13 protein-coding genes and 2 tRNA genes are annotated in these 12,737 nt (G+C 58.5%); 4 read left to right on the forward strand and 11 right to left on the reverse strand.

From position 1 onward, the window contains the following. Positions 1–652: 652 nt before the first annotated feature. The gene (locus KTAU_RS15775) at positions 653–2,170 is read left to right on the forward strand and encodes a phospholipase C (RefSeq protein ID WP_151729287.1); all 1,518 of its coding nucleotides are present in this window, start codon (positions 653–655) and stop codon (positions 2,168–2,170) included. Positions 2,171–2,352: 182 nt separating this feature from the next. On the opposite strand, the gene KTAU_RS15780 is transcribed toward KTAU_RS15775, so the two are convergent. The 3 genes from KTAU_RS15780 to KTAU_RS15790 all read right to left on the reverse strand — a co-directional run bounded on the left by KTAU_RS15780 (position 2,353) and on the right by KTAU_RS15790 (position 5,795). Beyond that, positions 2,353–3,780, reverse strand: a complete 1,428-nt coding sequence (locus tag KTAU_RS15780) for a YlbE family protein (protein WP_151729288.1) — start codon at positions 3,778–3,780, stop codon at positions 2,353–2,355. After that, positions 3,767–5,374, reverse strand: a complete 1,608-nt coding sequence (gene fdrA, locus KTAU_RS15785; RefSeq protein WP_151729289.1) for an acyl-CoA synthetase FdrA — start codon at positions 5,372–5,374, stop codon at positions 3,767–3,769. Before fdrA ends, KTAU_RS15780 begins: the two co-directional genes overlap by 14 nt. Before the next feature lie 349 nt (positions 5,375–5,723). Then, a tRNA-Lys gene (locus KTAU_RS15790) sits at positions 5,724–5,795 on the reverse strand. 899 nt (positions 5,796–6,694) lie between these two features. Between KTAU_RS15790 and KTAU_RS15795 the strand changes: the two genes are divergently transcribed. Together KTAU_RS15795 and KTAU_RS21670 are read left to right on the forward strand one after the other, a co-directional pair. After that, positions 6,695–7,090, forward strand: coding sequence for a response regulator (locus KTAU_RS15795; protein ID WP_112430596.1), 396 nt, complete (start codon positions 6,695–6,697; stop codon positions 7,088–7,090). Positions 7,091–7,427: 337 nt separating this feature from the next. After that, on the forward strand, positions 7,428–7,685 hold the full coding sequence (locus tag KTAU_RS21670; RefSeq protein ID WP_170293340.1) for a YtxH domain-containing protein: 258 nt from the start codon (positions 7,428–7,430) through the stop codon (positions 7,683–7,685). A 214-nt stretch (positions 7,686–7,899) separates the two neighbouring features. Here the strand turns inward: KTAU_RS21670 and KTAU_RS15805 are convergent, their stop codons facing one another. From KTAU_RS15805 to KTAU_RS15840, 8 genes are all read right to left on the reverse strand, one after another. Then, positions 7,900–8,154 carry a hypothetical protein gene (locus KTAU_RS15805; RefSeq protein ID WP_112430600.1) on the reverse strand — a complete coding sequence of 85 codons (255 nt, stop codon included), beginning with the start codon at positions 8,152–8,154 and terminating at the stop codon, positions 7,900–7,902. After that, positions 8,141–8,506: a carboxymuconolactone decarboxylase family protein gene (locus KTAU_RS15810; RefSeq protein ID WP_151729291.1), complete on the reverse strand. Its 366-nt coding sequence runs from the start codon at positions 8,504–8,506 to the stop codon at positions 8,141–8,143. The genes KTAU_RS15805 and KTAU_RS15810 overlap by 14 nt, the downstream gene beginning before the upstream one ends. Further along, a complete protein-coding gene (locus KTAU_RS15815; protein WP_151729292.1) occupies positions 8,507–8,743 on the reverse strand; it encodes a carboxymuconolactone decarboxylase family protein in 237 nt (78 codons plus the stop codon). Between the two features lie 112 nt (positions 8,744–8,855). Next, positions 8,856–9,602, reverse strand: coding sequence for a Bpu10I family restriction endonuclease (locus tag KTAU_RS15820; protein ID WP_151729293.1), 747 nt, complete (start codon positions 9,600–9,602; stop codon positions 8,856–8,858). Between the two features lie 173 nt (positions 9,603–9,775). After that, entirely contained in the window at positions 9,776–10,303 is a 528-nt protein-coding gene (locus KTAU_RS15825; protein ID WP_170293341.1) for a hypothetical protein, read from the reverse strand. 217 nt (positions 10,304–10,520) lie between these two features. Then, positions 10,521–10,961, reverse strand: coding sequence for a DNA methyltransferase (locus KTAU_RS15830; protein ID WP_170293342.1), 441 nt, complete (start codon positions 10,959–10,961; stop codon positions 10,521–10,523). 461 nt (positions 10,962–11,422) lie between these two features. Beyond that, a tRNA-Phe gene (locus KTAU_RS15835) sits at positions 11,423–11,495 on the reverse strand. A 170-nt stretch (positions 11,496–11,665) separates the two neighbouring features. Next, on the reverse strand, positions 11,666–11,893 hold the full coding sequence (locus KTAU_RS15840; RefSeq protein WP_069804777.1) for a helix-turn-helix domain-containing protein: 228 nt from the start codon (positions 11,891–11,893) through the stop codon (positions 11,666–11,668). 499 nt (positions 11,894–12,392) lie between these two features. Between KTAU_RS15840 and KTAU_RS15845 the strand changes: the two genes are divergently transcribed. Further along, positions 12,393–12,611, forward strand: coding sequence for a hypothetical protein (locus tag KTAU_RS15845; protein WP_151729296.1), 219 nt, complete (start codon positions 12,393–12,395; stop codon positions 12,609–12,611). Positions 12,612–12,737 lie beyond the last annotated feature (126 nt).

The following is a 12,737-nucleotide window of genomic DNA, read 5'->3' on the forward strand; positions in this document are numbered from 1 at the left end:
TGGCCTGGCCGCCTTCCTGACGTGCCCGCCCCTCTGGCACTCTTTCACTGGCTACCCCCTGACTGATCGCAGCGGAACCGCCAGCTCTCTCAACGGCCAGCGTGCGTGAGCGATGCAGGGAAGATGGCCGAGGAGCGTGATCAGGCTCGTGGCTCTGGCCGCCGGCTCCCTCTTCTCTCTCCTCGATTGGTGATCCTTCCTTCCTTCCTTCCTTCCTTCCTTCCTTCCTTCCATGGCCCTGGGCGGCTCGACGGCGGTCGACGCTTTCGGCCCGGCCCGGTGACCATGAGCTATCTCTCACCGGCTCAGGTCTCGATTCTACTCCTTCTCGCCTCAATGAGCACCTGGCTAGACCGTTGAGAAACGAAAAAATTTATCTCTGCTCTTACTCGTTATCTTGTTGATGTGTGCGGGAACGTGAATTTTTCGGCCTCCGCTATACTCAACATAGTCGCTATTCTTTAACCTGACCTTTGCGCCCGCTTAATCAAGGCGTGATACAATCCCTCATGGAGCTGCAAAGAAGACAGTCGCTGCCGGGCAGACGACGCCTGGCGGCTGTCGGACGCGATACGGGATGATCAGGAGCTTACCGATTCCAGGCAGGACCAGTTTCTGGTCTCGTGAGCTTGCGGAAAGGTTGGAGCAAACGATGAAGCGCGTCTTTCAAGTCGGACTGGCTGTGTTGCTGATGGTCATTCTACTGGGAACGGTGGCCGCGGCAAGCGCACCGGCCCAGCTGCGGACAGGAGCAACGGCAGCGCGGCGCTCGACTGTCACTCCTATTCAGCATCTCGTGGTCATCTTTGATGAGAACGTCTCTTTCGATCACTATTTCGCTACCTACCCCGTTGCGCTGAATCCTCCGGGCGAGCCGGCTTTCCATGCCAGACCTGGCACGCCCACCGTTAATGGACTGACTCCGAGCCTGTTGAATCACAACCCCAATCTTGCCAATCCCAAGCGGCTCGATCGCTCTCAGGCCCTGACCTGTGATCAGGATCACGGCTATACCGATGAGCAGAAGGCCTTTGATCACGGCCTGATGGATAGCTTTGTGCAGTCGGTGGCTGGCTCAAGCTGCACCGATAAGTCGATCGTGCTGGACTACTACGATGGCAACACTGTCACTGCGCTCTGGAACTACGCCCAGCACTTCGCTATGAGCGATAACTCTTTCGGCACCACGTTTGGCCCCTCGACGCCAGGTGCGCTCAATCTGGTCTCTGGTCAGACGCATGGCGCCACACCGGCCAACGTTCCCGGTTTAATCAGTAACGGGACGGTCATCAGCGATGTGCGTCCCGCCTTCGATGACTGCTCGGTGGGAACAACGGCTTCGCTGAGCGGCAAGAACATAGGGGATCTGCTCAATGCCAAGGGCATTACCTGGGGCTGGTTCCAGGGTGGTTTCCGCCCCACGGCGGTCAGTAATGGCAAGGCGGTCTGTGGCGCGGCACACAAGAACATTGGAGGGGCCACTGTCACCGACTATATCCCTCACCATGAGCCTTTCCAGTACTATCAGTCGACAGCCAATCCCCATCATCTGCCGCCTTCCTCGGTGCATATGATCGGGCGCACCGACCAGGCCAACCATCAGTACGATCTCAGCGATTTCTGGGCGGCGCTGCAGGCTGGCAACCTGCCAGCGGTCAGCTTCCTGAAGCCCCCTGCCTATCAGGATGGCCACGCTGGCTACTCTGACCCGCTCGATGAACAACAGTTTCTAGTCAACACGATCAATCGCCTGGAGCGCTCGGAGTACTGGGGGAGCATGGCCATCATTATCGCTTACGACGACTCAGATGGCTGGTACGATCATGTGATGGGGCCGATCGTGAACCATTCTGCTGACTCGACCTACGATGCGCTCACGGGGCCGGGTCAGTGCGGAACGCCCCAGCCCGGTGCCTACTCGGGCCGCTGCGGCTATGGGCCGCGTCTGCCCTTGCTGGTGATCTCGCCCTTTGCGCGAGTCAACTTCGTCGATCATACAGTGACTGATCAGACCTCGATTCTGCGCTTTATCGAAGATAACTGGCAGCTGGGGCGCATTGGCGATCAGTCTTTTGACGAGCTGGCTGGCCCCTTGACGCAGATGTTCGACTTCTCCGCCCCGCGTGCAGCGCGTCTCTTCCTCGATCCTGAGAGCGGCACGCCCCTCTAAGCAGTGGGGCGCCATTGCACGCCTGCCCTGCCTGGATGGCTTGCCGTCAATGCTTCCCCTTCCTGCGTCATTGACTGTGAATGCCGGGTAGCGAGGAGCCTGGGCCGTTGACCGACGTGCCCAGGCTCCTCGCCGTTTGCAGACGACTTAGCTGCAGGCGATCTGACCGGGTTCGGGTCGTGTCAGGTGGTCTGACGGCTGTCGGCCAGGGCCTGCAGGGCGGAGATAAAGCATTCCATCGGCGGATGAACGATGCCGGCCCCGACCTGACCGATGCCGGGCAGGCGGTGCGCAATGCCTGTATTGATCACTGGCGGCAGATTGAGGCGACAAACCTGACGGATATCGATGCCGGTCGGAGTCCCCTGGAAATTGAGAGGGGGCAGACTGAACTGTGGGTTCGTGGTCACAGTCAAGGCGTACATCTCACGGGTATAACGCAAAGCGTCAGCGGGCGTGCCTCCGATAAACTGGACGATGGCCGGGGCCCCAGCCATCGCGAAGGCTCCCAGCCCAGCGGTCTCCGTAATAGCGCTATCCCCGATATCAGGGTTGGCATCCTCGGGGCCGAAGCCGGCGAAATAGAGGCCTTGAATCGACTGGGCTGGTCCCACGAACCAGCGCTCTCCCAGCCCGCTCACGCGGATGCCGAAGTCGACCCCATTGCGCGCCATCGTGACCACCACGCTGCTGTTAGGCACATTCGACCCCGCCAGCGTCATGGCCTTGGCCGCAGCCATTGAAGGATTCAGATGAAAATGGTCGTTGGAGGCGATGAAGCGCAGCACACTGGCGGTTTCCGCACTGGAGGTCCCTGTTTCGACCAGTGCCGGAGCCAGCTGGCGCAGAAAGAGGGAGGTAGCCGCTTTATTGCGGTTATGGCCCTCATCGCCCATCTGCAGGGCCTGGGCCAGCAGCGAGCGCAGATCAAGGCCGCCGATATGGCGCAAGGCCCGGCTCAGCGCCGGCCCGAGCACTTCCTGCATCCAGCGCAGGCGCTCGATGACCTCTGGTGCGTAGGCCCCATAACGCAGAACCTTGCCCAGTCCCTCATTCAAGGGAGCAAAGGTACGGTTGCCATGCACTCTATCCTCAACAATGAGGAGAGGCATCGAGGGCGAGACAATACCGGCCATTGGACCAACGGCATGATAGTGGTGACATGGAGCGAAGGTAATCCTTCCTGTCTCCGCCAGCTGCGTGGCCTCCTCCTCGTTGCCTGCCCAACCTTCGTAAAGGCAGGCACCAATAATGGCGCCCCGCATGGGTCCGCACATCCGCTCCCAGCTAATTGGCGGACCGGCGTGGAGCAGGGCGTAGCCTCCTTCGGCCTCGCGGAAGAGGGGAATGAGAGTCCGGGCTGGCTGGACGTCGACCAGCACCGGCTCGGCGGCCAGCATGCGCCCTACGGCAATCTCATTGGCGCGATCGATGGCTGGATCGGCCAGCAGGCGAGCTAAAGCTGCGGGATCGCCGGCGGGCGGGCGCCAGGCCACGCTGGTCACAGTAACGCCCTGGGCGCGCAGGGCCTCGGCGAAAAGCTCGGCACCCACATTGATGACAGTGAACGGTGAAGGGCTGAGTTGCTCTGGCGTGCTAGGCGAGACCACCGCTTTCCTCCTGCTCGTAGAGTAACTGGACACAGTGCAAGGCTGCCTCGGCGTTGCTCGTAAGAACGGTGGCCCCGGCTTCTTGCAGGCGTGCGGCCTGGGCCGAGAGACGCTGCGGATCACCCTCGGTGCCGCAGAGTGAGACCACGATTGCTGGACGAGGGCCGCGCCGATGCAGTCCAGCAATGACGGGGGCATAGATGGCAGCCGGATCGGGATGGGCACAGTAGCCGAGCACCAGGTCGAGCAGCACCACGGAGACGCGCGGATTGTCGGCCACGGTCTCAAGGGCCTGCAGGCGCAGGGAGGGATCGATCATAGGATGGGGGCGCCCACGTGTGTATTCATCAGCTCCGAAGTCGATGGCGCAGTGACCCGGGAGAGCTGTCAGGCTGCTTTCACGCAGGCGCCAGGCCGGCTCTAACGGAATATTTGAATAAACAGGTCCCAGCAGAGTGCTCCAGAGCTGCATCGCCTCGTCGCAGAGGGTACCGCCGGCGAAAAGGCCGACCAAGTACCCACTGGCCGAGGAGACGGCACAAGTTTGCCTGAGCCGCTCAAGGCGTGCGGCAATGGCACTGGCGGGCGTGGTAGCTGCATGGTAGGAGGCGGGTGTGGCAGCAAGTTGAACGGCCAGGGTAGCGGCATCGGTCAGGGTGCGGGCCACCACGACCCGGCTACCGTAACGCTGCTCCAGGGCCTCGTGGTCGGCGCCCAAAAAGCAGGTCACCACTGCCTTTGAGCCGCTTGCCGCCTCCTCTATCACGCGAGCCGCCACCTCCGGCGCGGGCGGCTTGGAGACCAGGACGATCACGCGCGTGTCTTCATCCTCCAGGAGCAGACGGATACCTGCCAGCGTAGTCAAGGCCCCCACCTCGCGGCTCAGGTCGCGCCCGCCGCTGCCGATGACCTGGGAGACGCCACTGCCCTGCTGAGCGATCAACGACATCACCTGCTGGATACCGGTGCCTGAAGCGCCGACGATGCCGATGGGGCCGCGTGGCACGACATTCACAAAGCCCAGGCCAACACCATTAAGCAGGGCCGTGCCGCAGTCTGGTCCCATCAGCAGCAGGCCACGCTGCTGAGCCAGCTGCTTCAAAGCGATTTCTTCCTGGAGCGGCACATTATCACTGAATAAAAAGACATGCAGGCCGGTGCGCAAGGCCAGCTCGGCCTCCAGGGCCGCATAGGGACCAGGAACCGAGATCATGGCCAGGCGAGCCTCGGGCTGGCGTCTAACGGCCTCCTCCAGAGAGTGTGGCGGCTGCGTGGAGGCAGCGAGCGAGAACTCACCGTCGTGGAGGAGTGTCTGCTTCGGCTGGCGGGCGGTCAGCAACTCCTCAGCAGCCTGCAACGCCTGCTCGGCGGCCTCCGGTATCGTGGCTTTGACCACTAGCAGCAGGTCTTCTGCTCCTGCTGTTACCCCGCCGGGATGAAGACCGGCCTCGGCGAGGAGCTGGAGATTCGCCTCGGTAGCCATCACGGCGGCGGCGTTCTCAACGCCTGGCAGCCTCTTGAGGGCCGTAGCGATCTGCATCAGGGTGATCGAATCAACGTAGGTACGTCGCCTGACCTGCGCTTGAATCACCATAGGTCCGATCCTTTTCTCCTGCTGAGCTGGCTGCTCGCCTAAGCGCGAGATACCAGACTGGCGCTCTCGGCGCTAGCGAGACAGCCCCCGCGTGACTTGGCTGAATGAAGGTAAGGTAAGGTGACGCCTTGACTGGGTTGGCGATGATGGATGCTCGTGCTGGCCTCATCGCTCGCTGCCGCCGAGGCCTGCTCGCGGGAACGAGTCGGTGGCGACGAGAGGCGGCAGAAAAGCGAAGCCGGACCGGATGCGGGCTAGAAAAAACCAGCACCGCAGTGCTGCCGCATCCGGTCCGGATGGGTACTGCATCACATCAGGATACCGCAGGGGAGACGCCAGAAGAAAACAATGACCGCGGTGGGACTCGAACCCACGACCTTACGCTTAAAAGGCGCCTGCTCTACCGCTGAGCTACGCGGTCGGTGCAGGGAGGTCACCGCCGAAAGGGGAAGGAAGAGACATGCCTCCCTGGCTCATGGCTAATGATACCATGCCTGTCAAGAAGAGGAGCGTCACTAAGGGGGGCCGATCCCTCCCCTGTTCAGGCTTGCGTGGGGCAGGGCCCGCGCGCCTGGTTCGCCGCCAGGGTGAGGCCAATGGCTTAAGACCAGCGTGTATAATGAAGGGGAGATGGAGACGGGGAGAAGGAGAGGAGGCGGCCCAGGCCACGCTCGCTCAACCGCTGTCAGAGGAAGGAGAGGGCGCTGGCTGGCGGCTGGCGGCCTTGTCTTGTCAGAGGGGGCGTGGTACACTTACCGATAAGCGCCTATGGGGAAGGCAAGGTCTCGATGGCACTCGAAGGGATCAGAGGCGCTCTCTTGACAAGGACCAGGTTTGTGTATATCCTCATGTCGGTCTAGGGGCTGCTATCCCTGGGGACAGGCCTCTAGCGGCCCCGACCCAGCTCAACGATAGGGCCGGGGACCTTGTATGAGTCACATACCTGCTATCTGATGCAGTGCAGGCAATCACGGTGTTGAGCGGCGTGGACGCGCTGGCCGCAGCAACAGCTTTGCTGTGCCGGGGGAGAGCATGGTAGGGAGGCGAGGAGTGGAGAGGGTAGCACGAGGTCAAGGCGGTCAGGGCCGCGCTAGTGCCGCTCTCCTCTCTGGCCAGTCGTGAGGACCAGCGGAAGGCCTGGCGAAAACGCCGCCGTGAGGAACGGCCTGCCTTTTCCTCAGTTGAACAATAGGGAAACGTACCGGAAGGACAGCTAGGCGGCTATTAACAGGAGGCGGCGTCTATCCCTGTTCGTGATCCGGCCCGTCTCCTGGCGGGGACGGGACCAGGCGACAGAATGGGGGGCTGCGCCGAAAGAACGTGACCAAGCATATACTCGTTGTTGATGACAAAAACGAGCTGCTGCATCTGATGCGGCGAGTCCTGGAAGACGAGGAGTACCAGGTCTCCATTTTACAGCACGGGCGTGAGACGCTGGCGCGTGTCAAACGTGATCTGCCTGACCTGCTCATCCTCGATCTGCGGCTGGGCGATGTCTCCGGTCAGGAGATCCTCAAGCAGCTGCGTGCTGATCCTCTCACTCGAGAGGTCCCGGTTATTGTCTATACTGCCGCCGTGTTAGAGGCGGAGCAGGTGAGCAAGCTGGTGGCAGAGCAGCCAGGCTACTACCAGGGGGTGCATGTGGTGCAGAAGCCGTTTGAGCTAACCAACCTGCTGGCGCTTGTCCAGCAGGTCCTCAATGAGCCGGCGCATTGAGCATGCTGACTCTCTTTTGCAGGAGAACCGCCTGCTGACTGACGCTCAATGCCTGGCCTTTTCTCCTCCTGTCGTGGTACTGGTTGTCCACACCAGAGTCTGGCAGGCAGATCCGCGCGTACTATATTCAGGAGTCGAAACGCTCCGCTACAGCGGCAAGCTGGCGTCAGGAGAGGACTATACGGATCGTGTTCTGCCTCCAGTTAGTCTTTTGTCTTTTTCATGCCACTTCTACCTCTCCAGCGCCATTCCTTTGCCCGTCAGTGGCGTACTAAGACAAGCAAAGCAAGCAATAAGTGAGAGAGCTTTCTACAGAAAGAGAGGATGGACGATACCTATGAAATTTGTTGCCGGCTTACTCCTGGGTTTTGGGCTGGGTTTTGCCGCCGGTCTGCTGTTCGCGCCGCAGTCGGGCGAGGCAACTCGGGCGCAACTCACGGAGCAGGGACTGCTACTGCGTGATCGCTCGCTGGGACTGAGTCAGGAGCTGCGTCAGCGCGCGAACGAGGCCCTGTCCCAGGGACGGGAGATCTACGAGCGTACCAAGGAGGAACTCAGCGAGCGCTATAGCAAGGCCAAGAGCGGCCAGCTCTAGGTCTTGTTCAGCTGAAGGGACCTGCTGGGTGCCTGGGGACTCTCACTTCGGCTGTGGGAGCACGAGGCAGCCCGTGGGTGTCCTCTGGCCCGCTCAAGCGTAGATTGGATTAGTAGCAAGCAAGAAGGCAGGTGCCGCTGGCAGGCTGATCACAGAGGCTTGCGCGGGCCTGCCTACCTTCTTCTTCGTCTCAGCGTCTCGTCTTCTAGCCGCTTCAAGAAGCGCCTGGGCGATCGTACTGGCGCAGCAGACGATCCACCAGATTCCCAATCTCATGCCAGATATGGTGTTGATAGTCGAGCATTCGCGCCTGGGTCAGGTCGAACTCACGGTTGCCAGGATCGCTCTGGGCGTGCTCCTCAAACTGGCGAGCGAGCTTTAAAGACCGCTCGCCGCGGCTGTGTAAGTAGCGTGATAGCTCATACAGGTCTTTGATCAGGGCCTTCAGTTGCTCCTCACTCGTGGCCATAGGCTTCTGTATCCTTCCTCTCTCCGCTGCCGTTGCCCCGTTGAGCCTCTTCCTTGCCCCGAGAGCGGGCGGGTGGCTCAATATGGAGTGCATCCGCGAAGCGATTGAAGCAGTTGAAGAGGCCGATCACCATCGCCAGCTCAACGATCTCGCCGTCATCAAAATGGCTCTGCAGTTCATCCCACAGCTCTTCATCGATGTCGCGGGCCGAGGTCGTCATGATCTCGGCGAAGCGCAAAGCGACCAGCTCACGCGCCGTAAAGAGATGGCGGTGAGTATCGATGTGATAGAGCGCATCCAGCAGCTCCTCACTAACGCCTAGCTGCCCTGCCAGGGCAGTATGGGCAGCCATTCAATAGTGGCAGTAGTTAACCTGGGAGACGCGGATGGCCAGCAGCTCTTTCAGGCGCGGCTCAACGCTGCCACCGCGCATGACTGTTTGCAGTAGCTGCATGGTCTGGCGCGCTATCTCGGGCCGGTGGGCCATGACGCGGAAGAGGTCGCGCATGGTAGCAAAGGCCTGGCTGGCGTCGCTCTCCTTGTTCTCGGGCCAGAACTGGCTGTCTTCAACCGGTGGGATGCGTGACATCGGACTCGCTTCATCCTGCTCTTTGACTTTGTGATCATTCTAGCGAATGCCAGGGCGTAGGTGCAAGCGCCCCGCGCGATCGAAAAGCAGGAGTGGAGCTGGCTGCCCGCCCTTAGAAGTAACCCTGATCAAGGACCGTGGCCTCATCCAATGTCTCTTGAGAGAGAAATTGATCTATATAGTTGACAAACAGCTGAAAGACCTCCTCGCGGTAGGAATGGCTCTGCAAGAAAGCGAGGTAGGTTCCTTTGAGGCTTTGCCGTCCCTGGTAGGTGCTGAATTTCTCGCGTGTGAGCGCACTGATTCTTTTGGCTTTGCGCAGGATAAGGACTTTATCAATAGGAGTCGTGCCCGTGTTAATAGGCTTCATATCCAGCCACTCGCAAAGGAGAAGGTATCTTGCCAGGGGAAGAGCTGATTTCAAATCCCGCGCTGTAGCGCATGCTTCCTGAAACATGGTTTTGTCCAGATTGGTTTTACATTCTGCTGCTATGTAGGCTAAATTGGTCTTCAGCTGAAGCGCTTCCTCGAAAGTGGGTGAGTGGGAGGCACGGATATAGAGAGGTAAACTGAGGGCGAAGTCTTGAGCTTTCTGGCGGAGGGAGAGGCCACCTGCTGGCTCTCTCCTGGTAAGGCTGGAGTCAAACCAGATCGCCGAAAAGCTTTCTACAGGCCCAAGGCGAATGCCGGCAGGAAGCTTGTGTCCAAGCAATGCCTGTACCAAGCGAGGGAGAAACTCTTCAATGATTGAGTTGTCTAGCTTGGTTTGGCCTTTCTGACGATAGAGCCAGTCGTGAGGACTGTCAAAAATCAAGTTGATATCCAGGCGCAGTCTATATTCATTCAGCTCGTTTACCATGAAATGAAGAAGCTTTTGTGGCTTCTCTCTATACTGGATCGCAATTGATTCCAGGTTGGAGATCCAGATATGGTAATCTTACAGAGCTTTCTCAACCAGTGGCTTATCATCATGAGGCAGCTTTTCATTAAGCAGTGTCGCTGTCAGCTTATCAAAATGAGGGGTGGGAAATTTCACAGGAACCCTCCGATGGCATGCTCGGGATTGAAAAGAGGCGATGGATCAACGCAGCGGGCTTTGCTGATGGCTTCCAGGATCTCTTGGTTCGTAGGTGCATCTGCATAATTTTGCTGGAAGGAATCTCTCAGGAGGCAAAGAGCTAAAGAACGGGCAAATTCATCATTGAAGGCAGGAGGAAGAGAGGTCGGTGTCAGATGAAGCACATCCTCGTAGATCACCTCCCCGAACTTATTGAGAAACTTCCGTTCTTCGACCGAGGCCAGCTCTAGACCCGCCCCTCCTAGCGCGAGCGCGGTGATCAGCCTGCTGTTGCCAAGCCGCACACCACGGATGGTTGACTCTCGACCAATGACAATGATGAGATGCCCATCCTCGACAAGCAAGCGGCGCATTTCTCGCAGGGCTGCTAGCATGTCTAAAGCGTACTGAATCACTGTTAAAAATCTGTTTTGACGATGTTTGCGGTTGGCTCCAATCTCGGATTGGGCAATGGTAAGAAGATTCCATCCTAATCTCTCCATGATAGATCTATTGTTCTGATGGTAGTTGAAGACATTGATGTAGGGTGGAGAGGTCACAATCAGCTGGACGCTTGTATTGGCCAGCGGTAAGGAGCGAGCATCATTGTGAAAGATATGATATTGGGCAACGCTATAGGGTAGATTTCTGATAATCGCAGCCAGCTCATGGAAAGATGTATACCAGTTATTTCCCTTTTTGTTTTTGTTTTCAAAATATTTAATTAATGTGTTGACTAGTATAATTCTTAAAAAGATGGTTATTCGTATCTTTTATCAGAGAAAGCATGATTTCTTCTTTGGGGTGGGAATAGTCATCAATCCTAGGTTCAAGATCACTAAGGGAGAAAAGATCTATAAAGGCGAGCTGCAGCGCTTTCTTTAAAAGAGATTCCGCCTCCTGGATCAGATCTTGGCGTTCAGAGGGTGTCAGACGAACAAAGTAGACTGTCTGCGACAACGCCACCGCTGCCGGATTGATGTCTGCAGCGTAGCAGCTCAGGCCCTGGCGGGCTGCTTCAAAAAGGGTGGTACCGCTGCCCACAAAGGGGTCCAGGACGACAGTCCCCTGCTCTGCATAGTGCTGCAAAAGCAGCTCGACCAGTTGTGGAGAGAACTGGCCGCGCCACGGAAAGAGACTGGTGCGCTCCCTCCTCTGCAAGTCGAGGCGCCCTGCAGATGTGCGCCTGCCTTCTTGCAGCGAGAGCGTTGCCTGCTCTAGGAGCCTGGCGCTTGACGAAAGGATATCCTTGGGTAGACTCTGCTCTATAGCCGCGTCCAGGAGGCTCTGAGACGATTTCTGATCCATCATGCTGCTTGCTCAACGACCTTGAGTCTCCTCGCGTCTGACGGAAATTCTCCTCCTCGCTGTGTTGTCCTTGCGGAGCGAGAGGAGCCAGAGCGCCATCGATGGAATGGTGCGACGACGGCCCTACGATTGTCGCGGGCGAGGAGAGCAGCCCCATTCTGCCACAGGCAGGTCAACCTGTCAATTAACAGCGCCCTGATTTGGGCCTGGCCAGGTTCCAACAACTATGCTGGACTGAAAAGAGAAAAGACAGAGGCCAGCATGGTGAACATTCCCTTTCCCATGCTAGCCTCTGTCTTGTGGTTAAAGGGAGGTGCCAAGGGACGGAATCGAACCGTCGACACCAGCATTTTCAGTGCTGTGCTCTACCAACTGAGCTACCTTGGCGTCTCGGCCCGCTTTAGTCCCGGGTCGATGGCATGTTGTTTAGGTGACAGGTACTGGTGTGTAACCTTGCGATGCTGGTGTTATTGTACACACCGTTTTTGCTGGTTGTCAAGAGGGTGGTGGAGCAGGTTGGTCATGGTGTGAGGTCGCCGAGCTAACTGGCTGGCTAGCTAGGTTGGGCGATGGTCTTCGTCTTCGTCAGGAAGCTCTTCGATCAGAGCATCGACAGAGACGCGCAAGGCTTTCGCCACCTTGGCCAGCGTGATGTATGTCGGGGCATACGTAGGGTCCTTGACCATCCGTCGAATGAGGCTCTCTGGCACCCGCGCTTGTAGCGCCAGCCATTGCTGACTTTTTCCCAGAGCCTCCAGGTGCTCCTTGACTCGTAGCCGATACACCGCGTCTCTCCTCTGCTGATTCCGTCTCTTGCACGCAGCACTATATCGCACTTTCGTATGGCCTGCCTAGACCGAAGCTCTATGCGATCTAACAGCATCGTATCACTGTAAGTATGCTTGCAGTCCGTATAGAAAGATGGTAAAATTACATCGCGTAACTACGCTGGTGCTACAGAGCATAGCCCACTGTTGCAGGTCAGGAGAATTGCTATGGTGAAACGGGTACGCTTGCAAAAGTTGGATGTGGAAGGCTTAGAACGCTACACGCTAGAGATCGTCTCAGGCAAGAGACGGATCGTGCTGCCACCGACACGTTGCATGCTTCGCCTGGCGCTAGATCCCATGACGATGCACCGCATATTTCACCTGGACGCATTCCGCGTCGTCTTCCGTCGATATCACTATGCACCCCCACAGGGCTGGCAGTGTGTCGGGACGTGGTCATACGTCTCTAGCGCTGCTCATACAATGTCGGCGCTGACAGCAAGGGGAGGTCACCATGTCACGCGCGCTCACAGGGAAGCGCATCCGCTATATCGTTGACGGGACACGCAAGCCCTATTGGGAAGGGGTGGTAGACCTGTCCAATGACCGCTACCGCTATGCCCGCGTCACCGTCACCACCAAAGGCTATGAGGGGCATGTCGAATGGGTGGCCTATGACCACATCATCGCGGTGCGCTCAGAGCAGGGGCGTTGGATACCGCCGCAGTTCTAAGCTCAGCAGGCCCCAAATCACTCCACGCTACACCACGCACACCACCAGCGGTGAGGAGACAGGCGCTCAGGCTCAGCGACAAGCCAGGCCAGGCTAAGCCAGGTGAGGCCAGGCGGCGTGCCGGCA

Origin of the sequence: Thermogemmatispora aurantia, assembly GCF_008974285.1 — a bacterium.
Lineage (GTDB): Bacteria > Chloroflexota > Ktedonobacteria > Ktedonobacterales > Ktedonobacteraceae > Thermogemmatispora > Thermogemmatispora aurantia.